A 24,701-nucleotide genomic window follows, 5' to 3' on the forward strand; every position below is an offset into this window, starting at 1 on the left:
GGCGCGGGGGTTTAACCGGCTAGCCTGTTAAGCGGCCATCGCGGCAAGGCCGTGCAGCAGTTGGCGCTCCGACTCTTCAGCCGCCAGCAGCTGTTGAAGCTCTGCATCGGGCATGTAGTATTTGCAGATGCCCCGAACATATCCGCGCAGGATGTCGGGCCGCAGCGCGTCCAACTCGCACGCGAAGTCATACGGCCAACGCCTGTCGGCCGGTGAGTTCCGTTTGGGTTCGCGGGTTGGAAGGTCGTGGCTCGTGATGTCGTCGAGGGTGATTGCCAGTTTGTGGAACTTCACCCGCGCGCCCTTCTGTGACGCGAAACCTACGAGCTTGCGCCCGAGGTCGTCGGCTGCATCCTGGCCCGAGCGGTCGAAGTCTCCGAGGTGATAGATGTGCGTCTCTTGCCCGGTCTGTGCGATTGCTTCGACAGCCTCATAAGCGAACGTCTCGGAAGTGAACCCGCGACACACCATCAGCGGCACCGCATACTGTTCGGTGACGGGTTGAACGCATCCGGCGAGGGCGTCCTTCTCAAGCCAGAACTCTATGCGGCAGTCTTTGTCACGCCAGAGTGACCGGCGGTATAACCTCGCCGTATCTCGCAAAGCCTCGTCCACGCCGTTGTGGGTGACCACACCGCGAAAGAAGCGAGTCAGGTCGGCAATGTGCCAGTAGGGCATGCGCCCTTCACGGCGAAGCTTGAGAACCTGCTGCTGCACGGCACTGTAACCATTGTCGTCCTTGGCGATGCCGGGAAGAGCAGCAACGGTCGCGGCGTAATACAGCTGCCTCACCGTCACAGGGGCATATCTCGCCGCATAGTCCAGCAGAAAGAGCGCGCGAACCTCCATCTCAGCCTTCGTGGCCCGATGGCGCTTGTTCTCGTTGGCAGCGTTTAAGGGGCTAGCCGTATAAAGCTCCGCACTCACGCCACAGCCCTCGCGCGGGCGGCGATGCGGTCGTTAACCCAGCCGATGACCTCCGCTCGGACGAATGCGATCCGGCGGTCTCCGAGGGAGACGGCGGCAGGAAACTCGTCACGTCCGCGAAGAACGTTGATTTGCGGACGGCTCAGTGAGGTGAGGGCAGCGGCATCCTTAGCGCTTATCAAGATAGGAATATTGTCATTCGCGGCGGTGGTCATCAAAAAATCCTCCCGAGGGCTTGACACCTGTTTTGCTAATGTGCGATATTCATACGGCAAGTACGAATCCGTTCAAAAGCGGCGCGTACTATGGCTGATCCCATATTCGAATGTCAATAGCGACAGCGCCGTCAGTGCGCGCTTAGACAGTATTTATCCCACGCTTTCATCATAGTGCGTCTTTTCTGCAACGCATCGCCGCGCCTGTAGGCGCGTTCGGCTGTGTCGCCGACAGCGTGCGCTAGAGCGGCCTCGGCGACCTCTCGTTGGAATTCCGTCGCCTCGCCGGCCCAGTCGCGGAATGTACTCCTAAAGCCGTGGACCGTGTACGCCCCAGCTCCGAGCTTTCCGAGGGGCTTGGATACAGACACGTCGGAGAGAGGCGTTTTCGGTCTCCCGCCGGGAAAAACGAAATCGGAGATCCGCTTCGCTTTCATGGCCTGCAGGATCGCAACCGCTGTCGGAGACAGTGGCACGCGGTGTTCGCGGCCTTCCTTCATGCGGGGAGCGGGCACCGTCCAGATCGCCAAGTCTAGGTCGATCTCGCTCCATACAGCGCCGCGCGTCTCGCCGGACCGTGCCGCCGTCAGGATCGTGAAGGCGAGCGCCTGTGCGCCGATGCTGGTCTCCTTCATGAGCTTGGCGAAGAAGTCCGGCAGGTCGGGGTAGGGCAGGGCCGGGTGGTTCTCCACCTTCAGCGCGTCCCGCTTGGGCAGTATCTTGTCGAGATGTCCTTTCCACTCAGCTGGGTTGTCGCCGGATCGCAGGCCGCGTGCCTTGGCGTGGTCAAGGACTTGCTTGGCCATCTCGCGACATTTCATCGCCGTCTCAGCCTTCGTCGACCAGATGGGCTTGAGTATCTTGACGACGTCGTCCGTGCTGACGTCGGAGACGGCGACCTTCCTGATCGGCTCGGCGTGCACATCGGCGAACCGCCGCCATCTCGGCTCGGTCTGCCTGCCGCGCCATGTGGACTTCATCGCCTCAATGTACTCGTCGATGATCTTGCCGAAGGTCGGACGGTCTGCCTGCCGCCTCCGGTTCGCGATCTCGTCGTAGGGGTCCTTGCCAGCCGCCAGCAGCGACCGGGCATCGTCTGCTTTCTTTCGGGCCAAGGTGATTCCGACCTCGCCGGGGAGGGCGCCATAACGGCCGAAACCGAGTTCGCGTCGCTTGTGGGCGCGGGTGTAGATGAACGTCCAGTACCAGGCGCCCGACGCGGCCTTGTGCAGCCACAAGCCATCCCCATCTCGGAGTTTCGGCTTGTCAGCCGCCTTGATTGCGGCGGCGGTAAGCAGGTTTCTGGCCATTCCGACCCTATTCCTTTCCCTAAACCGTCCCTGACGACAATGCTGACAGTACCGACATTTATGCGCGGATTAGGGAAAGACAAGCCGTTTCTGCCAGCAATATCAAGGGATTGACCCCTGCTCCGGGAGCCAGCTTCCCCCGCACATCGACAGATCGTCTTGAACGCCGCTGGTTCATGCCTGCGGTCTCAGGCGGCGCTTGCCTTTTGCGCGAGCCTCGAACAGAAAGCTGCGGAAGAACGGCGCGATCGCTGCACCGGTTCGTGGCGGCTTTCAGAGCATCGGCCGCGCCTTGCAGCACCGGCGCCGTGGACGGAGAGTTCGGGTATGGACGATTTTACCTCGCTGCGCCGCAATATGGTCGATTGCCAGCTGCGCACCTATGACATCACCGATCGGGCCGCGCTGGCCGCGGCGGATTCGGTGCCGCGCGAGGCTTTCGTTCCCGGAAACCTGTCCCATCTCGCCTATCTCGACCAGTCGATCCCGCTGCCGGGCACCGGCCGGGCGCTGATGACCCCGATGGTCGCGGTGCGGATGATCCAACTCTTGGACCCGCAGCCGGGCGAGGCCGCGCTCGAATATGCCGGCGGTTCCGGCTATGGCGCCGCGCTGATGGCAAACATGGGCGCAAAGGCCACGCTCTGGGAGCCTGACAATGCGGCGCGCGCTCTGGCCGAATCGGCGCTGAGCCGCGCCGGAGCCGGCAATGTGACGATCACGGCGGCGCAACCGGCGGCTGCCAGCTTCGACGCGATTCTCGTCAGCGGGGCCTGCGAGATCGTGCCCGAAACGCTTTTCCCGCTGCTGCGGCCGGAAGGCCGGCTCATCGTGGTCGAGGGGCTGGGCCGGGCGGCACGGGTGATGCTCTATCTGAAATCCAGCGAAATCGTCTCCGGAAGACCCGTTTTCGACGCCGCTGCGCCTGTTATCTCGGAGTTCCGCCGTCCCGCGGCCTTCGTTTTCTGATGACGACAAGTGTCGCATTTTTACGGCACTGTTCGAACGAAACCATTCCGGCACCGCCCCATGCGTTGGCGAGAGGTGCCGGAACGAGTATAAATTGCAACTCTGCCGAGGCTGGGGCGATGCCTGGGCGCGACTTTCAGTGCGCACATGAGGCGTCCAGTGCATAAACGCTACGACAAGATTTCCGGCCTTGCTCTCTCCGCCGCCTTCGCCCTGGCGTTGGCCGGAGGTTGGGCGGGGCCGGTTTCGGCCCAAACCATGGACGCCGCGCTCGCGCGAGCCTATTCCGCCAATCCGACCCTCAATGCGCAGCGCGCCTCGGTCCGTGCGACCGACGAGAACGTGCCGCAGGCGAAGGCGGGTTACCGGCCGCGCATCACGGCCTCGGCCGATATCGGCGCCAGCATCACCGAATCGGGCATTCCGGCCTTCGCCAGCAATTCGTCGGTCCACAACACCAACGTGTCCCGGCTTGGTCCGCGCGGCGTCGGCGTGCAGGTCGACCAGAACATCTTCGATTCCGGCAAGACCCGCAGCGCCGTCGGCCAGTCCGAATCGCAGGTGCTCGGCGCCCGCGCCACGCTGCGCAACACCGAGCAGAACGTGCTGCTCGATGCCGCGACCTCCTACATGAACGTGCTGCGCGACACGGCGATCCTCAACCTCAACCGCAACAACGTCGAGGTGCTTGAGGAGCAGCTGCGCCAGACGCGCGACCGGTTTCAGGTCGGCGAAGTGACGCGCACCGACGTTGCGCAGGCGGAAGCCCGCCTGTCATCGGCCCGCTCGCAGGCGATTCTGGCCGAATCGAACCTGAAGACCTCCGTGGCGCGCTTCCGCCAGAATGTGGGCACCGAGCCGCGCTCGCTCGCGCCGGCCCGGCCGGTCGAGGGGCTGCTGCCGAAGTCGCTGCCGACCGCGCTGACCCAGGCTCTCTCGAACCACCCGGCGATCATCGCCTCGCTGCACGGCGTCGACGCCGCGGAACTCCAGGTCAAGGTCACCGAGGCCGACCTCTATCCCGTCGTCGGCGTCCGCGGCGTGGTCCAGCAGCGCTATGACAGCCAGTTCTCCGGCGACAACCGCTTCTCGGCCAGCCTCGTCGGCACGCTGACTATTCCGATCTACGAGGGCGGCCAGATCTATGCCCGCACCCGCCAGGCCAAGGAAACGGCCGGCCAGCGCCGGATCGAGGTCGACACCCAGCGCGACACCGTGCGCGCCGCCGTCGTCTCCGCCTGGGGCGGGCACGAAGCCGCCAAGGCTCAGATCACCGCGGCCCAGGCGCAGGTCGAAGCCGCGTCCACGGCTCTGTCCGGCGTCCGCGAGGAGGCGAAGGTCGGCCAGCGCACGACGCTCGACGTCCTCAACGCCCAGCAGGAGCTGGTGAGCGCCCGCTCGAGCCTCGTGGTCGCGCAGCGTGACCGGGTCGTCGCCTCCTATGCGGTGCTGTCCGCGATCGGCAAGCTCTCCGCCCAGTCGCTCAAGCTCAAGGCCGAGATCTACGACGCTCGCCAGCATTACGAGCAGGTGCAGGGCAAGCTCTGGGGCACCCAGACCCCCGACGGCCGCTGAAGGGCGGCTGTCGGCTCCGCGCCGCGGCACATTCCGGCAACAGAGCGGATTTCTCCTGTGGGAGAGCCCGTTGGTGCCTTGTCTGACATCGCTGCCGTGGAATACTGCGCTCTTGGAGCGGCGTTGATTCCGTCGGCGCGCCCGGTGTCCAACGGTCTGACTCATGAGCGCGCAAGCCAAGCCCAGCGAACCGTCGATGGAGGAGATCCTCGCCTCCATCCGCCGGATCATCTCGGATGACGAGACGAAGCCGGCCGAGGAGGCCGCCGCGCCGCCAGTCGAGCCGGAACCTGCGCCGGTCGCCGCCATCGACGACGACGTGCTGGACCTGGGGGCGGAGGCCGCTCTGGTCGCCGCGCCCATGCCGGAGCCCGCGCCCGTTCCGCCGGCCGCTGCCCCGGACGAATCCGATGTCGCCTTCGTCGATGAGGAGCCCGTCGCGGCTCTGCCTCCGGAGCCGCCGGCCCCTGCAGCCGAGCCGCAGCCGACCCCGGTCCGATTTGAGCCGCCACAGCCTCAATCGCAGCCTGCTTTCGCGACTGTCCCCGACATGGCGAGCCTGTTGTCGGATCAGGCCAGTTCGGTGGTGACCAACGCCTTCGGCCAACTCGCCTCGACCGTGCTCAGCAACAACGCGCGGACGCTGGAGGATCTGGTCAAGGACATGCTGAAGCCGATGCTCAAGACCTGGCTCGACGACAACCTGCCGACCATGGTCGAGCGGCTGGTCCGCACCGAGATCGAGCGCGTCGCGCGCGGTGGCCGCAGCTGAGGCGGCCGCCCGGCGTCCCTATAGCGTATTCATGGTGCTATCTGGCGTTGCCGCTGGTTCGACGGCGCCGCGTTTGAGGCTGGACGCGCTCGAATGCGCCGGCCTCCTTGAGGCGCATCAAGCCGTAGCCTGCCATGGCGAGGGCCGTCGCCGGGGCGCCCAACCGCGAGACCAGCATCGTCAACCCGACGGCGACCGGGCGGGGATAACGGCCCGAAGCCGCCTCGACTACGAACCAGGCCCCGAGGGCGTGGACCAAGAGCTTCATCATCACTTCCTGCTCGTCGTTTCAGGGCCTCGAACAACGCCGGGGCGACGCCCGCAATTCGTCGGCTCTCCCATAACGGGGTGAAGCTGCCCTGGTTCCCGTGGTCGAACCTCGCCTGAGGCCAATGCAGAGCTGGCCGGCGGTCGCGTATCATCGAAAACGTTGACGTGCGGCCTGCGCATGGGCTCTTAAGGGCCGAGACCTTTTTGGCCCGTGATTTTTCCGGCCGGGGCAGGTTCCCCGGCCTTTCTGCGTTCGAGCGATGCGATGATGGACAAGACTTTCGAACCGGCCTCCGTCGAGGCCCGGATCAGCAAGGCCTGGGACGAGGCGCAGGCCTTCAAGGCGGGCAGGGGTGCGGCCCCCGGCGCCGAGCCCTATTGCATCGTGATTCCGCCGCCGAACGTCACCGGCTCGCTGCATATGGGCCACGCGCTCAACAACACGCTCCAGGACGTGCTCTGCCGCTTCGAGCGCCTGCGCGGCAAGGACGTGCTCTGGCAGCCCGGCACCGACCATGCCGGCATCGCGACGCAGATGGTCGTCGAGCGCAAGCTTGCCGCCGAGAACCGTACTGACCGCCGCAGCATGGGCCGCGAGGCCTTCCTCGCCGAGGTCTGGAAGTGGAAGGAGGAGTCCGGCGGCACGATCGTCAACCAGCTCCGCCGGCTCGGCGCCTCCTGCGACTGGTCGCGCGAGCGCTTCACCATGGATGAGGGGCTGTCTGCCGCCGTCCTCAAGGTCTTCGTCGGGCTGCACAAGCAGGGCCTGGTCTACCGCGCCAAGCGGCTGGTGAATTGGGACCCGAAATTCCAGACCGCGATCTCGGATCTCGAGGTTCTGCAAGTCGAGAAGACCGGCACGTTCAAATGGCAACGCGGCGGCGAGGACGAATTCAACGCGGCCAAGCTCGACAAGGCCTTGAGCCGCGATCCGAATGGCCATCTCTACTATTTCAACTATCCGCTCGAAGGCGCGACCTATGACGCCGACGACGCCTCGACCTTCATCACCGTCGCGACCACTCGGCCCGAGACGATGCTGGGCGATACCGGCGTCGCGGTTCACCCCGACAACGAGACGATCGGCCATCTGATCGGCCGCAAGGCGGTGTTGCCGCTGGTCGGCCGCATCATCCCGATCTTCGGCGACGACTATGCCGATCCCGAGAAGGGCACGGGCGCAGTCAAGATCACGCCGGCCCATGACTTCAACGATTTCGAGGTCGGCAAGCGCCACCAGCTCGACGTCGTCAATATCCTCGACGGCGAGGCGCGCATCCTGCTCGCCGGCAACGAGGATTTCCTGGCCGGTGCCAAGCCGGAGGCCGAGACGCTCGCGCTCGACGGCGCCGACCGCTTCGTCGCGCGCCGCCGCGTCGTCGAGATGATGGCTGCGCGTGGCCTGCTGGTGAAGGTCGAGCCGAACACCCATACCGTGCCCCATGGCGACCGCTCGGATGTCGTGATCGAGCCCTGGCTGACCGACCAGTGGTATGTCGACGTCAAGCCGCTGGCGCAGCGCTCGATCAAGGCGGTGCAGGACGGGCGCACCAAGTTCACGCCCGAGAACTGGACCAAGGTCTATTACGACTGGCTGGAGAATATCGAGCCCTGGTGCGTCTCGCGCCAGCTCTGGTGGGGCCACCAGATCCCGGCCTGGTACGGGCCGGATGGCGAGGTCTTCGTCGCCGAGTCGGAAGCCGAGGCGCAGACGCTGGCGATGGCGCATTACGGCGACACCGTCGCGCTGACGCGCGACGAGGACGTGCTCGACACCTGGTTCTCCTCGGCGCTCTGGCCGTTCTCGACCCTGGGCTGGCCCGAACAGACGACCGAGCTGAAGCATTATTACCCGACGGCGACGCTGGTCACCGCCTTCGACATCATCTTCTTCTGGGTCGCCCGGATGATGATGATGGGCCTCAACTTCATGGACGAGGTGCCGTTCAAGGACGTCTACATCCACGCCATCGTTCGCGACGAGAAGGGCGCGAAGATGTCGAAGTCGAAGGGCAACGTCATCGATCCGCTGACGCTCGTCGACAAGTACGGCGCCGATGCCCTGCGCTTCACGCTGTCGGCCATGGCGGCACAGGGCCGCGACATCAAGCTCAGCACGCAGCGCGTCGAGGGCTACCGCAACTTCGCGACCAAGATCTGGAACGCCGCGCGTTTCGCCGAGCTGAACGGCTGCGCCCGTGCCGAAGGTTTCGATCCGGCATCCGTCAAGCAGCCGCTCAACCGCTGGATCCTCAGCGAGGCGGCTCAGGCGGCCGAGGAGATCGCGGCCGGCATTCCGAGCTTCAGGTTCAACGAGGCGGCCGGCGCGGCCTATCGCTTCGTCTGGAATCAGTTCTGCGACTGGTATCTCGAACTCGCCAAGCCCGTGCTGCAGGGCGAGGGCGTCGATGCCGCAGCCCGCGCCGAGACGCAGGCGACGGTCGCCTACGTCATTGACCTGATCTGCCAGCTCCTGCATCCGTTCATGCCGTTCCTCACCGAGGAGCTCTGGGCGCAGAAGGCCGAGGCCGGCGCGCCGCGCAAGCTCGCGGCCGGCGATGCCTCGCTGGTCTGCCTGACCCGCTGGCCTGATCTCTCGGCGCTCAAGGATGCGGCGGCGGAGGCCGAGATCGGCTTCGTCGTCGACCTGATCTCGGATATCCGCTCGGTCCGCTCGGAGGTCAACGTGCCCGCCGGCACGCAAGCCCCGCTCGTCCTCGTCAACGCGTCCGATGCGACGCGGGCGACGATCGAGAGCTGGCGGCCGATGATCGAGCGGCTGGCCCGCGTCTCCGACATCGGTTTCGAGACGGCGGCGCCGGCCCAGTCGGCCCAGATCATCGTGCGCGGCGAGGTCGCGGCCCTGCCGCTCGCCGGGCTGATCGATCTCGACGCCGAGCGCTCGCGCCTGACCAAGGAACTGGCCAAGCTCGATCAGGATATCGCGGTCGTCGAGAAGAAGCTCGGCAACCCCGATTTCATGGCCCGCGCGCCGGAGGAGATCGTCGAGGAGAACCGCGATCGCAAGGCGGCGGCCGAGGCCCGCAAGCTCAAGGTCGCCGAAGCTTTGGCGCGGCTGGCCTGACGTAGCGCTGCCGGCTCGGCGCGTGATCCGTCCCGTCATGCTCGCCCTTGTGGCGAGCATCCACGTCTTGAACACGGCTTGCGATCGACGAAGACGTGGATGGTCGGGACAAGCCCGACCATGACAGGGTGTGGTCGGATTCCCGCTGGTGACGACGCATTCCGGTCACGCCTCTGTCGTCAAATTGACGTTGATCCAAGAGAGGACTGGCATTCTCTCGCGGACCCCGCTTAGATGCGCCCGACGCAAACCCGCCATGCAGAACGCGTGGCGGCACAAGGACCGGCTGTTCAGAACCCATGCTCAAGCGAGCCTATGACTGGTGCGTTTCATACGCCTCCCATCCTGCCGCCCCGTGGCTGCTCTTCGGCATCACCTTCATCGAAAGCTCGTTCAGCCCGCTGCCGCCGATTCCGCTGCTGATTCCGATGTGCATCGCCCGGCCGGACCGGGCCTGGTTCTATGCCGGCATCTGCTCGCTGGGCGCCGTGCTCGGCGGCTATCTCGGCTATGCCATCGGCGCGCTGCTCTATGAATCGGTCGGCGCCTGGCTGATCGGCATCTATGGCCTGCAGGACAAGGCGGCCAGCCTGATCGCGACCTCGCAGGACTACTGGTTCTGGGTGCTCGTCACCAAGGGCCTGACGCCGATCCCGTTCAAGATCGTCACGATCATGTCCGGCTTCCTGCATTTCGACCTGTGGAAGTTCACCATCGGCATGGTCGTCTCGCGTGCGACCTTCTTCCTGATGATCGCGGTGGCGCTGCGCTACTATGGCGACGACATCCGCATCTTCATCGAGAAGCACCTGCCGATGACGGCGCTGGCCCTCGTCGTGGTCATCGTCGGCGGCTTCTTCGTGCTGCCGCTGGTTCTGTGATCTGCCGCAGCGTCAGCTTCTCGCCGGAAACTTTGTGACATCGGCGCAACACTCCGGCGGGAACGGTGTCCGGTACCGCCCCAGCTCCCCCAATCGCCAAGAAGCCGCCACAAACGAAGCCCAGCAAAACGCTGCGTTAAGTGCCTGAGATCTATCGAAATCGGGGGTAACGCGCGGAACCCGCAGGGGTTCCGGACTTATTTCAGGTTTTCAGGGGCGCGATTGCCCCCGGCAGGCTTGGCGTGGCACATCTTCGCGCCGTGCTGATCGGGGGACAGGACGAGTGGCGATGGACGGGCGTGTGTACGACAAGTCGAGGCTGCCGAGCCGCCATGTGAGCGTCGGCCCGGCCAAGGCCCCGCACCGTTCCTATTATTACGCGATGGGCATGACCGCGAAGCAGATCGCGCAGCCCTTCGTCGGCGTCGCCTCCTGCTGGAATGAGGCCGCCCCCTGCAACATCTCGCTGATGCGCCAGGCCCAGGCCGTGAAGAAGGGCGTCGCCTCCGCCAGCGGCACGCCGCGCGAGTTCTGCACCATCACCGTGACCGACGGCATCGCCATGGGCCACCAGGGCATGAAGTCGTCGCTCGCCTCGCGCGAGGTCATCGCCGACTCGGTCGAGCTCACCATGCGCGGCCATTGCTACGATGCGCTGGTCGGCCTCGCCGGCTGCGACAAGTCGCTGCCCGGCATGATGATGGCGATGGTGCGCCTCAACGTGCCCTCGATCTTCATCTATGGCGGCTCGATCCTGCCCGGCACCTTCAAGGGCCGCCCCGTGACCGTGCAGGACGTGTTCGAGGCCGTCGGCAAGCATTCGGTCGGCGCCATGTCCGACGAGGACCTGAAGGAGCTGGAGGAGGCTGCGTGCCCGTCCGCGGGTTCCTGCGGCGCCCAGTTCACCGCCAACACCATGGCGACTGTCGCCGAGGCGATCGGTCTGGCGCTGCCCTATAGCTGCGGCGCGCCGGCCCCCTACGATGTCCGCGACACCTTCTGCTACACCGCCGGCGAGATGGTGATGGAGCTGATCGCCCGGAACATCCGCCCGCGCGACATCGTCACCCGCAAGGCGCTGGAGAATGCCGCGATGGTCGTCGCCGCGACCGGCGGCTCGACCAATGGCGCGCTGCACCTGCCGGCGATCGCGCATGAATGCGGCATCGATTTCGATCTGTTCGAGGTCGCCGAGATCTTCAAGAAGACGCCCTATATCGCCGATCTGAAGCCGGGCGGAAAATATGTCGCCAAGGATATGTTCGAGGTCGGCGGCATCCCGCTCGTGATGAAGAGCCTGCTCGATGCCGGCTATCTCCACGGCGACTGCATGACCGTCACCGGCCGCACCATCGCCGAGAACATGGCCTCGGTGAAGTGGAACGACCAGCAGGACGTGGTCTACCGCGCCGACAAGCCGATCACGGTCACCGGCGGCGTCGTCGGGCTGCAGGGCAATCTGGCGCCGGAAGGCGCGATCGTGAAGATCGCCGGCATGCCCGAGGACCAGCTCGTCTTCACCGGTCCGGCGCGCTGCTTCGACCGCGAGGAGGACGCCTTCGAGGCCGTCCGGAACCGGACCTACAAAGAAGGCGACGTGCTGGTCATCCGCTACGAGGGCCCCAAGGGCGGCCCCGGCATGCGCGAGATGCTGTCGACCACCGCCGCGCTCTACGGCCAGGGCATGGGCGACAAGGTCGCGCTCATCACCGACGGCCGATTCTCGGGTGCGACCCGTGGTTTCTGCGTCGGCCATGTCGGGCCTGAAGCCGCTGTCGGCGGCCCGATCGGCCTGATCCGCGACGGCGACATCATCGAACTCGACGCTATCACAGGAAAGCTCGCAGTCCGCCTTTCTGATGCCGAACTTGAAGCGCGTCGTAAGGACTGGAAACCACGCAAGACCGACTACAATTCCGGCGCGCTGTGGAAATACGCGCAGACGGTCGGCTCCGCCAAAGGCGGTGCCGTCACCCACCCAGGAGGGGCGGCCGAGACCCATTGCTATGCGGATATCTAGCCCAACCATAGCATGCCTGTTCCTGTTGCTGGGCGGACATCAGGCCGTCCTGGCGCAGGACTTTTCAGGCACCAAGCCGCTGCCGCCGCGCGCCATCCCCAGCGCGGCGCTGCCGGAGCCGGACGATTCCGTGCTTGGCCCGGACGCGGCAGCCGTCGCTCCCGGCCCTGACACGCCCACGGCCCATGCCGCGCTGCCGCTCGTGCCCTTCACCAGCGCGCGCGACGCGCTCAAGGCCTGGATGCGCGATTCCACCGCCGGCAATAAGGTCGGCGCCGTCCGCGCGCTCGAGTACGCGGCTTCGCAAGGCCATCTCACGGCGCAGTACAAGCTCGGCCGGATGTATGCCGGTGGCGAGGGCGTCCCGACCAATGATCTCAAGGCTTTCGAGTATTTTTCGAAGATCGCCGACGAGAACGCCGACGCGATGCCCGGCACCGCCGACGGGCGCCTTGTCGGCAGCGCCTTCGTGGCGCTCGGCAACTATTTCTCGGACGGGATCAAGGGCAGCTATGTGAAGCCCAACCCGGACCGCGCCTTCGACATGTTCCACTACGCCGCCTCCTATTTCGGCGACCCGGACGGCCAGTACAACCTCGCCCGCCTCTACATGACCGGGCAGGGTGCCAATCGCGACCGGCGCCAGGCGGCGCGCTGGATGAAGCTGGCGGCCGAGAAAGGCCATGCGCCCGCGCGTGCCGCCTTCGGCGAGATGCTGCTGCGCGGCGGCGAGGGCGTGCCCCGCCAGCCGGTTCTCGGCCTGATGTGGCTAGCCATGGCGCGCGAGGGCGCCGATCCGACCCGTGAGGCCTGGATCATCGAGCGGCACGACGTGGCTTTCGCATCCGCCTCGGCGGGCGATCGTTCGGCGGCGCTGGCCTTGGTCGAGCGTCATCATCCGGCGAGCTCGCGCAGCGTCGTCGCCCCGCAGAACTGAGCTTTGGCTTTCAACGGACCGGCTACGTCATTCCGAGCTTGACCCGGAATCCATCATAGAACGCAACACCCTTCGATGGATTCCGGATCGGCGCCGCTGACGCGGCTTGTCCGGAACGACGGCAGCAAACGATGCTGCCGAACTTCGCGTTCGTCCTCAGTGCAAGTCGATCATCACCGGGACATGGTCCGAGGGCTTGTCCCAGCCACGGACATGCTTGGCGATCTTGACGCCCGATAGCCGGTCCGCCGCCTGCGGCGACAGCAGCAGATGGTCGATGCGGATGCCGTTGTTCCGCTGCCAGGCGCCGGCCTGATAGTCCCAGAAGGTGTAGAGCCCCGGCGCATCGGTCGTGCTGCGCAGGGCCTCGGTCAGGCCGAGATTCGTCAGGCCCCGGAAGGCGGCGCGCGTCTGCGGCAGGAATAGCGCATCGCTGACCCAGGCGGCCGGATCGCGGGCGTCGCGCGGCTCGGGAATGACGTTGTAGTCGCCGGCCAGCACCAGCGGCTCCTCATGCTCCAGCAACATCCGCGCATGGGCTGTGAGCCGCTGCATCCAGCCGAGCTTGTAGGGGTATTTCTCGGTATTGGGTGGGTTGCCGTTCGGCAGGTAGATCGAGGCGACGCGCACCACACCGTCGCCGAGCGGCAGCACGCCTTCGAGATAGCGCGCCTGCTCGTCGCCATCATCGCCCGGCAGGCCGCGCCGGACATCCTCCAGCCGCGTGCGGCTGATGATCGCGACCCCGTTGAAGGTCTTCTGCCCGTGGGTCTCGACCTGCCAGCCGGCGGCCTCGATCTCGGCGCGCGGGAAATCGGCGTCCACGCACTTGATCTCCTGCAGGCAGAGCGCGTCGGGCTCGGCCTCCCCGAGGAAGTCGAGGAGATGGCCAAGGCGCTGCCTGACCGAATTGACGTTCCAGGTGGCGATCCGCACGAGACGCTCCGATTCAGACGAGCCGCAGGATAAGCGGCACGGCCGCCGCCAAGGCAAGCCGGTTTCGACCGCAAACGAAAAACTCCCCGCATCGCTGCGGGGAGTCCTTGTCTGCGATGGTGCTGTCGCCTCGTGTCAGGGGCAGGCGCGGACGACGCCGCGCGCGGCGATATAGGTCCCGGTCTCCGGGTTGTAGCTCTTGTAGCGGCGCGAGCAGTAGGCGACCGCGTCGGTGTCCTCGACGCTGTAGCCATAGGCGCGGGGCACGGCCGGGGCATAGACCACCGGCGGCTCGACATAGACCGGGGCCGGCGGGGGATAATAGTAGACAGGCGGCGGAGGCGGGGCGGCCAAGGCGCCGGCAGCGAGCGCTCCGCCGATGACGCCAGCCGCAATGCCGGCGCCGATCGCCGGGCCACGGCGGTAGCCGTAATAGCGCGGGCCATAGCCGTAGCGGCCATAGTACTGCACGGTCTGGACGAGATCGCTGCCGGGCTGCGCCGTCGCTACGGCGGCAGTTGCAGGAGCCAGCGGGGCGGCCACGGCCGGCAGGGCGAGTAGGGTGCCACCGACAAGGGCGGCGGCGACGGCGAGCGTCCTGATCACGACGAAACTCCTCTGCGATTCCTGGCGAGCGGAACTCCGCATGTTCCCCCGTTTGGATTCGAATGTAGCGGCCCACTGACCTCAGGGGAAGTTAGCAGTCAATCCGGGCATAAATGGGCCGTCACGCTCCCGTCGCTTTTACGCTCGAAAGCAACGCCGAAGCGCTTGCGCAGACTGAATTTCCTCGCCATCTAGCGCTGCGAGCGCATAGCGACAATTTATTCGAAGGATCGGAAACCGACCATGGCGCAACCGCGCGACCCGTCCGCCCAACCCGCCGCGCTTGGCCCGATGAAGCCGCTGCCGGCCATCATCTTCAGCTCGCGCTGGCTGCAGCTGCCGCTCTATATCGGCCTCATCGTGGCGCAGTGCGTCTATGTCTTCCTGTTCCTCAAGGAGCTCTGGCACCTCGTCACCCATGCCTTTGACTTCAGCGAGCAGCAGATCATGCTGGTCGTGCTGGGGCTGATCGACGTGGTGATGATCTCGAACCTGCTGATCATGGTGATCGTCGGCGGCTACGAGACCTTCGTCTCGCGCCTGCGGCTCCAGGGCCATCCCGACCAGCCGGAATGGCTGAGCCACGTCAATGCCAGCGTGCTCAAGATCAAGCTCGCCATGGCGATCATCGGCATCTCGTCGATCCACCTGCTCAGGACCTTCATCGAGGCCGGCAATATCGGCATCGCCGGCAAGACCGCGAGCTACACCGAAGCCGGCGTGCTGCTGCAGACGCTGATCCATGTCGTCTTCATCCTCTCGGCCATTGGCATCGCCTGGGTCGACAAGATGACGGCGGCCCCCGGCAAGGCGCACTGACCCGGACGCCGAAACAGAAACGCCCCGCCGATCCGGCGGGGCGTTTTGCATTTTAGGCGGGGTCTCTGTGCGGCTTACTGGCCGCGCCCGCTGCGAGCGGCGAAACGGATCGCCTCCTCGGCGGCGCGGAACAGGGCCTTGGCCTTGTTGATGCACTCCTCCTGCTCGGAGGCCGGGTTCGAATCGTAGACGATGCCGGCGCCGGCCTGGACATGCATGCGCCCGTCCTTGACCACGGCCGTGCGCAGAACGATGCAGGTATCCATCTCACCATTGGCGCCGAAATAGCCGATGCAGCCGGCATAGGCGCCGCGCGCATCGCGCTCCAGCTCGTCGATGATCTCCATCGCTCGGACTTTTGGCGCGCCCGAGACCGTTCCGGCCGGGAAGCCTGCGATCAAGGCACCGAGCGAATCGTGCTTCGGGTCGATCTTGCCTTCGACATTCGAGACGATGTGCATGACCTGGCTGTAGCGCTCGATGAAGAACGAATCGGTGACCTTGACCGTGCCGATCTCGGCGACACGGCCGACATCGTTGCGCCCGAGATCGAGCAGCATCAGGTGCTCGGCGCGCTCCTTCGGGTCTGCCAGCAGCTCTTCGGCGAGAGCATTGTCCTCGGCTTCGGTCGCGCCGCGCCGCCGCGTGCCGGCGATCGGCCGGATCGTGACGGTGTCGTCGCGCAGGCGCACCAGGATTTCGGGGCTCGAGCAGACGATCTGGAAGTCGCCGAAATCGAGATAGCACAGGAACGGCGCCGGATTGACCCGCCGCAGCGCCCGGTAAAGCGCGAAAGGCGGCAGCGCGAAAGGCGCCTCGAAGCGCTGCGACAGCACGACCTGGAAGATGTCGCCGGCGCGGATGTACTCCTTCGCCTTGTCGACCATCTCCAGATACTCGGCCTCGCTCGTGTTCGAGGTGGTCGCCGGGACCGGCAGGTTGGCGATGTCGATCTCGGCCTCGGCGGGGAGGGCGCCTTCCAACGCCCGCACCACGGCCTCCAGCCGCTCCTGCGCTCGCTCATAGGCATGGCGCGCGCCGACGCCGGGCATGTGCCGGACCGGCGTGACGACATGGATCTCGTCGCGCACGGCGTCGAACACCACCATCAGCGTCGGCCGCGTCAGGATCGCGTCGGGCACGCCGGTGCCGGTCTCCTTCGGCTCGGGCAGACGCTCCATCAGGCGCACCATGTCGTAGCCGAGATAGCCGAACACGCCGGACGCCATCGGCGGCAGGCCCTCGGCCTCCGGAATGGCGCTCTCTTCCAGAAGCGCGCGCAGGCTCTCGAAAGCCGGGCGCGGATCGTCGAGGAAGCTCTCGCCCAGAGCCGTGCGGCAGAGCGAGGCCTGGCCGTGATGGCAGCGCCAGATCAGGTCCGGCTCCAGCCCGATCATCGAATAGCGGCCGCGCACGGCGCCGCCCTCGACCGATTCGAGCAGGAAGGCCGGGCCGGTCGTGGCATGGCGCAGCTTCAGGAAGGCGGCGACCGGCGTCTCGCAATCGCCGACCAGCACCTGCCGCAGCAATTGCGGGGCGCCGGTCTCGTAGGCCTGCGCGAAGTGCTCGAACTCCTGGAGCGGCTGCATCGTCAGTTCTGTGCCCCGCCGGTCGCGTTGCGGAAGGCGGCCTCGTTGATGCTGACGCCGAGCTCGGCCTGCCGCTTGGCGACATATTGCAGCAGGATGTCCTCGCTGACGTTCTGCGAGAGCAGACGCTCGAAATTGCCGGCCTCCTGCGTCGTGCGGACGTAAGGCGCGACGGTCGCGGAATCGACCTTGAACAGGATGCGCCCGCCATCGGTGCCGGCGGCCGAGTTGCTCTTGCCCGCGGCGGTGCCGAAGACCTGAGCGACGACCGTGCCCGGCAGCTCCGGACGCTGGTCCTGCCGGCCGAGATCCGCGGCGGTCTCGATGGTCAGCCCGGCCGAGGCCGCGACCGCGTCGAAGTTCTCGCCCTTGTCGAGGCGCTCGATGAGCTCGCGCGCCTTGGCCGAGAGCTTCGTCGCGGTCTCGTCGGCGCGCCACTGCTTCTCGACCTCGGCCTTGACCTCGTCGAAGCCGCGCTCGCGCGCCGGATCGATCTTGGTGACGTCGAACCAGACATAGCCGGAATTGCGAGGCAGGCGGATCGCCTCGTTGTCGACGCCGATATCGGAGCGGAAGATCGCCTGCAGCGTCGAATCGCCGCCCGGCAGAGCCTCCTCGCGCGAGCCGTCGGGCTTGCCGAGGCCGGCATTCATCGGGCCGGCCGTGCGCAGCGTGAGGCTGAGCTCCTTGGCGATCTCGGCAAGCGGCCTGGCCGCGGCGCGCTGATCCTCGATCTTGTCGTGCAGCTCGGTGACCTGGGCGGCGGCGCGGCTCGTCGCCAACTCCTGCTTCACCTCGGCCGCGACCTCCTCGAACGGGCGAACATGCGCGCTGTCGACCTTGGTCACGCGCAGCAGCACCGTGCCGAAGGCGCCCGTGACCGGGGCGCTGACGGCGCCTTCCTCCAGCGCGAAAGAGGCATCGCGCACGGCAGGGTCGATCATCTGCTCGCGGCTGAACGTGCCCAGCGTCAGGTCGTTGAAGGCGACGTTCCGTTCGGTCGCGATCTCGTCGAAGGTCTCGCCGCCGTCGATCTTGGCCTTGGCGGCTTGCGCCTCCTCGGCGTTCGGGAACGGAATCTGCTGCACGGTGCGCAGCTCGGCTGCGGTGAAGCGCTGGGCCTTGGTCGCTTCGTAGCGCGCCTTGGCCTCCTCGTCGGTGACCTTGGCGGGATCGGCGAGTGTCTCGGCCGTGATCGAGAGAATGGCGGCCGTGCGGAATTCCGGCGCGCGGAACGCGATCTTGCGGTCGTTGAAGAAGCTCTTGAGCTGGTCCTCGCTCGGGGCGGCGATCTCGCCGGCCGCGCTCGCCGGCATGCGAGCGAAGGTGATCGAGCGCTTCTCGTTGCGCAGGCGGTTACCGATCTCCTGCAGGGCGAGCGGGGCGGCGAGGCCGCCGACGACCATCTCCGAAAGCTGCTGGCGCAGGATCGTCGAGCGCTGGAGCGCGACATAGCTCTGCTCGGTATAGCCGTTCGAGCGCAGCAACTCGTTGAAGCGGGCCGAGGAGAACTGGCCGGAGGCGTCACGGAAGACCTGGTCGTCGAAGATCAGGTTGCGGATGGTCTCGTCGGAGACCGCAAGGCGCATGCCCTGCGCCGTCTGATCGAGCGTCGCCTCGGTGAGCAGGCGCGACAGCACCTGCCGGTCGAGGCCGAGCGCGCGCGCCATCTCGGGCGAGATCTGCCGGCGCTGCTGGCGGATCAGGTTCTGGATCTCGTTCTGATAGGCGGTGCGCATCTGCTCGAGGCCGATCTCGGTCTTGCCGACCTTGGCCACCTCGTTTCGGCCATAGCCGCGGAAGATGTCGCCGACGCCCCAGATGGCGAAGGAAATGATGAGGAAGCCGAACATGATGGCGATCACGATCTTCCCGAGGAGACCCTGACCCGCCTTGCGGATGCCCTGCATCATCATCGAAGCTGTCTTTCCCTGAACCTGTCCGTGGCGCGGAAACGGGTCCGCGCGCGTATTTGCCGGCGCTGCTTATAGGAACCGGCGGCGAAAGCCGCAATCGCCGTCGCAATTCCGATGCGGCTTCGCACGCGATTGCGGCGCCGGCCCGGCATTGCTAGAGCCGGGGAAAGGATTTCAGGAGGATCGACGTGACGCGCAGCATCAAGCCGCTGGTGGCGGGCAACTGGAAGATGAACGGCCTCAAGGCCGACCTCGCCATCGCGGCCGAGGTCGCCAAGGGCTATGACGCCGCGCTGAAGCCGGCTGTCGATCTCGCGATCTGCCCGCCTTCCAGCCTGCTCTTCGCTGCCACCGCTGCGCTGATCGGCTCGCGCATCGCGACCGGCGGGCAGGATTGCAGCACGCAAGCCTCCGGCGCCTTCACCGGCGAGGTCTCCGCCGCGATGCTGGCCGATGCTGGCGCGAACTTCTGCATCGTCGGCCATTCCGAGCGCCGCACGCTCCATGGCGAGACCAACGCCACGGTGAAGGCCAAGGCCGAGGCCGCGCAGAAGGCGCTGCTGGTGCCGATCGTCTGCGTCGGCGAGACCAGGGACGAGCGCGAGGCTGGCAAGGCGCTCGCCGTCGTCAAGAAGCAGCTCCGCGGCTCGGTGCCGGACGGCGCGACGGCTGCGACGCTCGTCGTCGCCTATGAGCCGGTCTGGGCGATCGGCACGGGCCTGACGCCGACCGCCGCCGATGTCGCCGAGATGCATGAGGCGATCCGCGCCGAACTCGGCCGTCTCCTCGGCAAGCAGGCCGCTTCCGGCGTCCGCCTGCTCTATGGCGGCTCGGTCAAGCCCTCGAACGCCGCCGAACTGATGAATGTCGCCCATGTCGACGGCGCGCTCGTCGGCGGCGCCAGCCTCAAGGCCGAGGAATTCCTGGCGATCGCCCGGGCCTGCGCCGGCTGAGCATCCTTGCGTGAATAGGCCGGCACGCAGGGGTGGCGCTGCCGGTCCACGCATGTTATGTGCCGCGCCGAATTCGCCTCGATCTTCGAGGAGGAGCGGGTGGCCCTTGGCGGCGGCCCGCGCCATGCCCATTTTCGTGAGACCATGCAGAACGTTCTCATCGTCATCCACCTGATCATCGTCGTCGCGCTCGTCGGCGTCGTGCTGTTGCAGCGCTCCGAAGGCGGCGGCCTCGGCATGGGTTCGGGCGGCGGAGGCGGCGTCGGGGGCTTCATGACCGGCCGCGGCCAGGCCAATGCCCTGACCCGGGCGACGGCGATCCTTGCCGGCCTGTTCTTCCTGACCTCGATCGTGCTCGCGGTGATGGCCAATACCGGCCGCACGCAGCGCTCGATCATCGACGGCGCGCCTGCGACCTCTGCTCCGGCCGTCCCTGGTGCGCCGGCAGGCCCGAGCGCCCCGAATGCCGGCGGTGTCCTCGACCAGCTTCGCCAGTTGCAGAACCAGAATCAGGGCGGTGCACAGCCGCCGACGCCGCCAGCGGCGCCGCAGCAGTAAGACAGGGTACGGGCCGGGAAACCGGCCCTTCTCTTTTGAGTTGGGAGAGGCCGGGCGACCGGCCTTCTCTTTTGTGGACAAGCGCGCAGGGCAAGGCGGGACTGCTCAGAACGCGCTTAGCGAATCGAACCCGTGGCGATAGAGGTGACCTCCCATGACGCGGTATGTTTTCATCACCGGCGGCGTGGTGTCTTCGCTTGGCAAAGGCCTGGCGGCGGCGGCTCTCGCAGCCCTTCTCCAGGCGCGCGGCCATACGGTCCGCCTGCGCAAGCTCGACCCCTACCTGAACGTCGATCCGGGCACGATGAGCCCGTATCAGCACGGTGAGGTCTTCGTCACCGACGACGGCGCCGAGACCGATCTCGACCTCGGCCATTACGAGCGCTTCACCGGCCGGCCCTGCAACAAGGGCGACAACATCACCACCGGCCGCATCTACATGGACATCCTGACCAAGGAGCGCCGGGGGGACTATCTCGGCGCGACGATCCAGGTCGTCCCGCATGTCACCAATGCCATCAAGGAATTCATCCTGACCGGCAACGAGGGCTATGACTTCACGCTGGTCGAGATCGGCGGCACGGTCGGCGACATCGAGAGCCTGCCCTTCCTGGAAGCTATCCGCCAGACCAACCAGCAGCTCCCGCGCGGCCAGTGCATCTTCGTGCACCTGACGCTGCTGCCCTATATCCCGACCGCCGGCGAATTGAAGACCAAGCCGACCCAGCATTCGGTCGCCGAATTGCGCTCGATCGGCATCCAGCCCGACATCCTGCTCTGCCGCACCGACCGCGAGATTCCGCGCGAGGAGCGCCGCAAGCTCGCACTGTTCTGCAATGTCCGCGAGACCGCGGTGATCGAGGCCCGCGACGTCGCCTCGATCTACGACGTGCCGCTCTCCTACCACGCCGAGGGGCTCGACACCGAGGTGCTCGCCGCCTTCGGCATGGACGCCAAGCCCGAGCCCGACGTCACCAACTGGAAGCGCATCTCCGACCGGGTGAAGAACCCCGAGGGCGAGGTCACCATCGCCGTCGTCGGCAAATATACCGGCATGAAGGACGCCTATAAGTCCCTCATCGAGGCGCTGACCCATGGCGGCATCGCCAACAATGTGAAGGTCAATCTCGACTGGATCGAGTCGGAGGTCTTCGAGAAGGAGGACCCGGCGCCCTTCCTCGAGCATGTCCACGGCATCCTCGTGCCCGGCGGCTTCGGCCATCGCGGCGCCGAGGGCAAGATCAAGGCGGCGACCTTCGCGCGCAACCGCAAGGTGCCGTATTTCGGCATCTGCTTCGGCATGCAGATGGCGGTGATCGAGGCGGCGCGTTCGCTCGCCGGCATCGAGAACGCCAACTCGACCGAGTTCGGCCCGACCTCGGAGCCGGTCGTCGGCCTGATGACCGAGTGGATGCGCGGCAACGAGCTGGAAGAGCGCGCGGCCGGCGGCAATCTCGGCGGCACCATGCGGCTCGGCGCCTATGCCTCGACGCTCGCGGCAGGCTCGAAGATCGCCGAGATCTACGGCTCGACCGAGATCTCCGAGCGCCATCGCCACCGCTACGAGGTGAACATGGGCTACCGCGAGCAGCTGGAGGCCAAGGGCCTGCGCTTTGCCGGGCTCTCGCCCGACGGCCTGCTGCCCGAGACGGTCGAATATCCCGACCATCCCTGGTTCATCGGCGTGCAGTACCATCCCGAGCTGAAGTCGCGCCCCTTCGAGCCGCACCCGCTCTTCGCCAGCTTCATCGAGGCGGCGAAGGCCCAGAGCCGCCTGGTCTGACACAAGAGGTTGTCTGGCAGTTTCGGGCGCTTTCCCGCTCGGAGCCGCCCTTGTCATTCCGGGGCTTCGCGTAAGCGAAGAACCCGGAACCCACGACCGGGCGAGCCGTTTGCAGCCGAACACATGATGTCTCACCCAGTCGTGGGTTCCGGGTTCGCGCCTGCGGCGCGCCCCGGAATGACAATCGTGTGGCGCGAAGCCGCACCGACCAAGTATCCGGCGCATCCTCTCTTTGAATGACGGCTTGTGCCGTTCTCCTGTTACCCTGAGAATAGGCTGCCTCGTCGACCTGTGGTCGGCGCGGCGGCACAGGGCAGGGGGGCAGAGCGGCATGACGATCTCGATGGCGGGCCTGCCCGCGTTCCTTCTGTACTTCATCGTTGGCGCGGCCCTGATCGCCGCCTTCGTCGCGGTCTACCTACGGATGACCGCCCATGACGAGATCGCCCTGATCCGCGGCGGCAATCTCTCGGCGGCGGTCGCGCTCGGCGGCAACACGGTCGGCTTCTCGCTGCCGCTGGAACAGGCGATCTCGCAGGCCAGCAGCATTCCCGACTGCGTGCTCTGGGCGGCTGCGGCGATGATCATCCAGTTCGCGGCCTATGGCCTGGCGCGGCTGCTGATTCCGGAGCTGTCGCGCAAGATCGAGGAGGACCGCTTGCCTTCGGCCGTCATGCTCGCCGTGATCGCCGTCGTCTCCGGGACGCTGGCCGCGGCCAGCATGACGGAATGAGGCGGCCATGAAGCGCTCCTCCCAGATTGGGCTCGCGGCCGCCGGCGTCCTCCTCGTCGCCACCGTCTGGTCGATGACATCAGAGGACCCGCAGGAGAACCTCGTCTATAACAGCCTGAGCGATTGCCGGGCGGCCGGGCAGCTGACTGCCCAGCAATGCGAGACGGCCTTTTCGGAAGCGACCGCCGCACGGCTCAAGGACGCACCGAAATTCCAGAGCCAGACCGCCTGCGAGGCGCAATACGGCGCCAATGGCTGCAGCTCCGCGACGATCGGCGGTGCGCAATACTTCATCCCGGCGCTCGCGGGCTTCATGCTGGCGCGCGGCCTCTCAGGCGGGCAGGCGCAGCCCCTGATGCCGCCGACCGCCGCCACATGCCCGCCGGGCTCGACCCAGCCCGAATGCCAGCAGGCGCGCTCGTCCTCGTCCAGCTCGTCGGGCGGCTACTATGGCGGCAGTAGTAGCAGCCGCTCGCGCGCCTATTCGACGACGTCCGGCCGCAGCATCACCGCAGCTTTCTCGCCTGGCGCCCGCGGCGGCAGCACGGCTGCGACCAGCACGGCCTCGCGCGGCGGCTTCGGCTCGATCGCGCGCTCCTTCTCCTCGCATTCCTCGTCCTGAGATGCGTCGCGTCACGCTGCCGCCACGCCCGGACTGGGTCGAGCAGGTCGAGCGCCTCGGCTTCGCCTTCCACACCATCGACGGCGAGACCTATTGGGACGAGAGCGCGGCGATCGCCTTCACGCTGGAGGAGATCGAGCGCGATATCGAGGCACCGACCGAGGCGATCGAGCAGCTCTGCTTCGCCTTCATCGAGAAGGCGCTCGACCATGAGGAGATCCTGACGAAGCTCGCGATCCCAGCCGAGCACTGGGACTATATCCGCAGTAGCTGGCAACGCGGCGAGCGCAATCTCTATGGCCGGCTCGACCTCGCCTATGACGGGCGCGGGCCCGCGAAGCTGCTCGAATACAACGCCGATACCCCGACCGCCCTGTTCGAATCGAGCGTCGTGCAGTGGGACTGGCTGGAGCAGGCGATGGCGCGCGGTGCGATCCCGCGCGGCAGCGACCAGTTCAACTCGCTGCACGAGCGCCTGATCGCGGCCTTTCAGGGCCTGCGCGAACCCTCGCCCTATCGCCTGCACCTGACCTGCGTGCAGGGCAGCCCCGAGGACAAGGGCACGGTCGACTACCTCGCCGATTGCGCCGTGCAGGCCGGGCTCGACGCCCGCTTCACCTATATCGAGGAGCTCGGCCTGCTCACCGACGGGCGCTTCTGCGATGGCGCCAACCAGCCGATCGAGACCCTGTTCAAGCTCTATCCCTGGGAATGGATGTTCCGCGAGAGCTACGGCAAGGCGCTCGCCGGCTCGGGCTGCCAGTTCATCGAGCCGCCCTGGAAGGCGATCCTGTCCAACAAGGGCCTGCTCGCCTGTCTCTGGGAGATGGAGCCCGGCCATCCCAACCTGTTGCCGGCCTTCTTCGAGGGCGATCCGCGCTGCGCCACGCACTCGCCCCGGCATGTGCGCAAGCCGCTCTATTCGCGCGAGGGCGCCAATATCACGCTGCTGGAGCGCGGCCGCGTGCTCGACAGCGACGACGGCCCCTATGGCGCCGAGGGCCATGTCCTGCAGGATGCCGCGACCAACCTGTTTTCCGCCGACGGCAACTATGCCGTGCTCGGCTCCTGGCTCGTCGCCTCGCAGGCCTGCGGGCTCTGTGTCCGCGAGGATGCCTCGCCGATCACCAAGAATACCTCGCGCTTCCTGCCGCACTATATCGAGCCCTGAACGCGCAACATCACCTCGCCCTGATCTGTGGTAGCCTTGGTTTCCGATACGCCT

The 24,701-nt window shown here is 66.5% G+C and carries 22 protein-coding genes; 14 read left to right on the forward strand and 8 right to left on the reverse strand.

The window, feature by feature from the left end; translation table 11 throughout:
* Window positions 1-27 precede the first annotated feature (27 nt).
* The 3 genes from ACODTJ_RS23115 to ACODTJ_RS23125 form a co-directional block, all read right to left on the reverse strand.
* Entirely contained in the window at window positions 28-927 is a 900-nt protein-coding gene (locus ACODTJ_RS23115) for a hypothetical protein (RefSeq protein WP_488850201.1), read from the reverse strand.
* Window positions 924-1,142, reverse strand: coding sequence for a helix-turn-helix transcriptional regulator (locus ACODTJ_RS23120; protein WP_488850203.1), 219 nt, complete (start codon window positions 1,140-1,142; stop codon window positions 924-926). The genes ACODTJ_RS23115 and ACODTJ_RS23120 overlap by 4 nt, the downstream gene beginning before the upstream one ends.
* Window positions 1,143-1,273: 131 nt before the next feature.
* Complete coding sequence (locus ACODTJ_RS23125) at window positions 1,274-2,452, reverse strand: tyrosine-type recombinase/integrase (protein WP_488850205.1); 1,179 nt, start codon at window positions 2,450-2,452, stop codon at window positions 1,274-1,276.
* A gap of 327 nt (window positions 2,453-2,779) precedes the next feature.
* Between ACODTJ_RS23125 and ACODTJ_RS23130 the strand changes: the two genes are divergently transcribed.
* The 3 genes from ACODTJ_RS23130 (at window position 2,780) to ACODTJ_RS23140 (ending at window position 5,768) form a co-directional block, all read left to right on the forward strand.
* Window positions 2,780-3,421: a protein-L-isoaspartate O-methyltransferase family protein gene (locus ACODTJ_RS23130; protein WP_454657004.1), complete on the forward strand. Its 642-nt coding sequence runs from the start codon at window positions 2,780-2,782 to the stop codon at window positions 3,419-3,421.
* A gap of 159 nt (window positions 3,422-3,580) precedes the next feature.
* The gene (locus ACODTJ_RS23135) at window positions 3,581-4,996 is read left to right on the forward strand and encodes a TolC family outer membrane protein (RefSeq protein WP_454657003.1); all 1,416 of its coding nucleotides are present in this window, start codon (window positions 3,581-3,583) and stop codon (window positions 4,994-4,996) included.
* A gap of 163 nt (window positions 4,997-5,159) precedes the next feature.
* Window positions 5,160-5,768 carry a PopZ family protein gene (locus tag ACODTJ_RS23140; protein WP_454657002.1) on the forward strand — a complete coding sequence of 203 codons (609 nt, stop codon included), beginning with the start codon at window positions 5,160-5,162 and terminating at the stop codon, window positions 5,766-5,768.
* A gap of 37 nt (window positions 5,769-5,805) precedes the next feature.
* Here the strand turns inward: ACODTJ_RS23140 and ACODTJ_RS23145 are convergent, their stop codons facing one another.
* Window positions 5,806-6,039 carry a hypothetical protein gene (locus ACODTJ_RS23145; RefSeq protein ID WP_454657001.1) on the reverse strand — a complete coding sequence of 78 codons (234 nt, stop codon included), beginning with the start codon at window positions 6,037-6,039 and terminating at the stop codon, window positions 5,806-5,808.
* A 264-nt stretch (window positions 6,040-6,303) separates the two neighbouring features.
* On the opposite strand from ACODTJ_RS23145, the gene ACODTJ_RS23150 reads away from it, so the two are divergent.
* The 4 genes from ACODTJ_RS23150 to ACODTJ_RS23165 all read left to right on the forward strand — a co-directional run bounded on the left by ACODTJ_RS23150 (window position 6,304) and on the right by ACODTJ_RS23165 (window position 12,961).
* On the forward strand, window positions 6,304-9,123 hold the full coding sequence (locus ACODTJ_RS23150) for a valine--tRNA ligase (RefSeq protein WP_454657000.1): 2,820 nt from the start codon (window positions 6,304-6,306) through the stop codon (window positions 9,121-9,123).
* Window positions 9,124-9,422: 299 nt separating this feature from the next.
* Window positions 9,423-10,004: a YqaA family protein gene (locus ACODTJ_RS23155; protein WP_454656999.1), complete on the forward strand. Its 582-nt coding sequence runs from the start codon at window positions 9,423-9,425 to the stop codon at window positions 10,002-10,004.
* A 289-nt stretch (window positions 10,005-10,293) separates the two neighbouring features.
* A complete protein-coding gene (gene ilvD / locus ACODTJ_RS23160) occupies window positions 10,294-12,024 on the forward strand; it encodes a dihydroxy-acid dehydratase (protein WP_454656998.1) in 1,731 nt (576 codons plus the stop codon).
* A gap of 25 nt (window positions 12,025-12,049) precedes the next feature.
* On the forward strand, window positions 12,050-12,961 hold the full coding sequence (locus ACODTJ_RS23165) for a tetratricopeptide repeat protein (RefSeq protein ID WP_454656997.1): 912 nt from the start codon (window positions 12,050-12,052) through the stop codon (window positions 12,959-12,961).
* A gap of 156 nt (window positions 12,962-13,117) precedes the next feature.
* On the opposite strand, the gene xth is transcribed toward ACODTJ_RS23165, so the two are convergent.
* Window positions 13,118-13,897 (reverse strand): exodeoxyribonuclease III, encoded by a 780-nt coding sequence (gene xth, locus ACODTJ_RS23170; RefSeq protein WP_454656996.1) that lies wholly within the window; start codon window positions 13,895-13,897, stop codon window positions 13,118-13,120.
* Between the two features lie 135 nt (window positions 13,898-14,032).
* Window positions 14,033-14,503: a BA14K family protein gene (locus tag ACODTJ_RS23175; protein WP_454656995.1), complete on the reverse strand. Its 471-nt coding sequence runs from the start codon at window positions 14,501-14,503 to the stop codon at window positions 14,033-14,035.
* A gap of 243 nt (window positions 14,504-14,746) precedes the next feature.
* Between ACODTJ_RS23175 and ACODTJ_RS23180 the strand changes: the two genes are divergently transcribed.
* The gene (locus tag ACODTJ_RS23180; RefSeq protein WP_454656994.1) at window positions 14,747-15,322 is read left to right on the forward strand and encodes a TIGR00645 family protein; all 576 of its coding nucleotides are present in this window, start codon (window positions 14,747-14,749) and stop codon (window positions 15,320-15,322) included.
* A gap of 74 nt (window positions 15,323-15,396) precedes the next feature.
* On the opposite strand, the gene trpE is transcribed toward ACODTJ_RS23180, so the two are convergent.
* Window positions 15,397-16,911 (reverse strand): anthranilate synthase component I, encoded by a 1,515-nt coding sequence (trpE, locus tag ACODTJ_RS23185; protein WP_454656993.1) that lies wholly within the window; start codon window positions 16,909-16,911, stop codon window positions 15,397-15,399.
* A gap of 2 nt (window positions 16,912-16,913) precedes the next feature.
* Entirely contained in the window at window positions 16,914-18,827 is a 1,914-nt protein-coding gene (locus ACODTJ_RS23190) for a peptidylprolyl isomerase (RefSeq protein WP_454656992.1), read from the reverse strand.
* Between the two features lie 188 nt (window positions 18,828-19,015).
* Here ACODTJ_RS23190 and tpiA point away from each other — a divergent pair, with 188 nt between their 5' ends.
* From tpiA to ACODTJ_RS23220, 6 genes are all read left to right on the forward strand, one after another.
* The gene (tpiA, locus tag ACODTJ_RS23195; protein ID WP_454656991.1) at window positions 19,016-19,780 is read left to right on the forward strand and encodes a triose-phosphate isomerase; all 765 of its coding nucleotides are present in this window, start codon (window positions 19,016-19,018) and stop codon (window positions 19,778-19,780) included.
* 144 nt (window positions 19,781-19,924) lie between these two features.
* A complete protein-coding gene (gene secG, locus ACODTJ_RS23200; protein ID WP_454658998.1) occupies window positions 19,925-20,338 on the forward strand; it encodes a preprotein translocase subunit SecG in 414 nt (137 codons plus the stop codon).
* A 154-nt stretch (window positions 20,339-20,492) separates the two neighbouring features.
* Window positions 20,493-22,121, forward strand: a complete 1,629-nt coding sequence (gene pyrG / locus ACODTJ_RS23205) for a CTP synthase (protein ID WP_454656990.1) — start codon at window positions 20,493-20,495, stop codon at window positions 22,119-22,121.
* A 331-nt stretch (window positions 22,122-22,452) separates the two neighbouring features.
* On the forward strand, window positions 22,453-22,854 hold the full coding sequence (locus ACODTJ_RS23210) for a DUF350 domain-containing protein (RefSeq protein WP_454656989.1): 402 nt from the start codon (window positions 22,453-22,455) through the stop codon (window positions 22,852-22,854).
* Window positions 22,855-22,861: 7 nt separating this feature from the next.
* Window positions 22,862-23,476, forward strand: a complete 615-nt coding sequence (locus ACODTJ_RS23215) for a DUF1190 domain-containing protein (RefSeq protein WP_454656988.1) — start codon at window positions 22,862-22,864, stop codon at window positions 23,474-23,476.
* 1 nt (window position 23,477) lies between these two features.
* Entirely contained in the window at window positions 23,478-24,647 is a 1,170-nt protein-coding gene (locus ACODTJ_RS23220; protein ID WP_454656987.1) for a glutathionylspermidine synthase family protein, read from the forward strand.
* Window positions 24,648-24,701: the final 54 nt, after the last annotated feature.

The organism is Allobosea sp. FG18, assembly GCF_057809495.1.

Coding starts and splice junctions, on each gene's coding strand:
- ACODTJ_RS23155 (WP_454656999.1), top strand. CDS start 9,423: ATGCTCAAGCGAGCCTATGACTGGTGCGTTTCATACGCCTCCCATCCT.
- ACODTJ_RS23150 (WP_454657000.1), top strand. CDS start 6,304: ATGATGGACAAGACTTTCGAACCGGCCTCCGTCGAGGCCCGGATCAGC.
- ilvD (WP_454656998.1), top strand. CDS start 10,294: ATGGACGGGCGTGTGTACGACAAGTCGAGGCTGCCGAGCCGCCATGTG.
- ACODTJ_RS23210 (WP_454656989.1), top strand. CDS start 22,453: ATGACGATCTCGATGGCGGGCCTGCCCGCGTTCCTTCTGTACTTCATC.
- ACODTJ_RS23180 (WP_454656994.1), top strand. CDS start 14,747: ATGGCGCAACCGCGCGACCCGTCCGCCCAACCCGCCGCGCTTGGCCCG.
- trpE (WP_454656993.1), bottom strand. CDS start 16,911: ATGCAGCCGCTCCAGGAGTTCGAGCACTTCGCGCAGGCCTACGAGACC.
- secG (WP_454658998.1), top strand. CDS start 19,925: ATGCAGAACGTTCTCATCGTCATCCACCTGATCATCGTCGTCGCGCTC.
- ACODTJ_RS23130 (WP_454657004.1), top strand. CDS start 2,780: ATGGACGATTTTACCTCGCTGCGCCGCAATATGGTCGATTGCCAGCTG.
- ACODTJ_RS23220 (WP_454656987.1), top strand. CDS start 23,478: ATGCGTCGCGTCACGCTGCCGCCACGCCCGGACTGGGTCGAGCAGGTC.
- ACODTJ_RS23125 (WP_488850205.1), bottom strand. CDS start 2,452: ATGGCCAGAAACCTGCTTACCGCCGCCGCAATCAAGGCGGCTGACAAG.
- ACODTJ_RS23190 (WP_454656992.1), bottom strand. CDS start 18,827: ATGATGATGCAGGGCATCCGCAAGGCGGGTCAGGGTCTCCTCGGGAAG.
- pyrG (WP_454656990.1), top strand. CDS start 20,493: ATGACGCGGTATGTTTTCATCACCGGCGGCGTGGTGTCTTCGCTTGGC.
- ACODTJ_RS23140 (WP_454657002.1), top strand. CDS start 5,160: ATGAGCGCGCAAGCCAAGCCCAGCGAACCGTCGATGGAGGAGATCCTC.
- ACODTJ_RS23120 (WP_488850203.1), bottom strand. CDS start 1,142: ATGACCACCGCCGCGAATGACAATATTCCTATCTTGATAAGCGCTAAG.
- ACODTJ_RS23145 (WP_454657001.1), bottom strand. CDS start 6,039: ATGATGAAGCTCTTGGTCCACGCCCTCGGGGCCTGGTTCGTAGTCGAG.
- ACODTJ_RS23215 (WP_454656988.1), top strand. CDS start 22,862: ATGAAGCGCTCCTCCCAGATTGGGCTCGCGGCCGCCGGCGTCCTCCTC.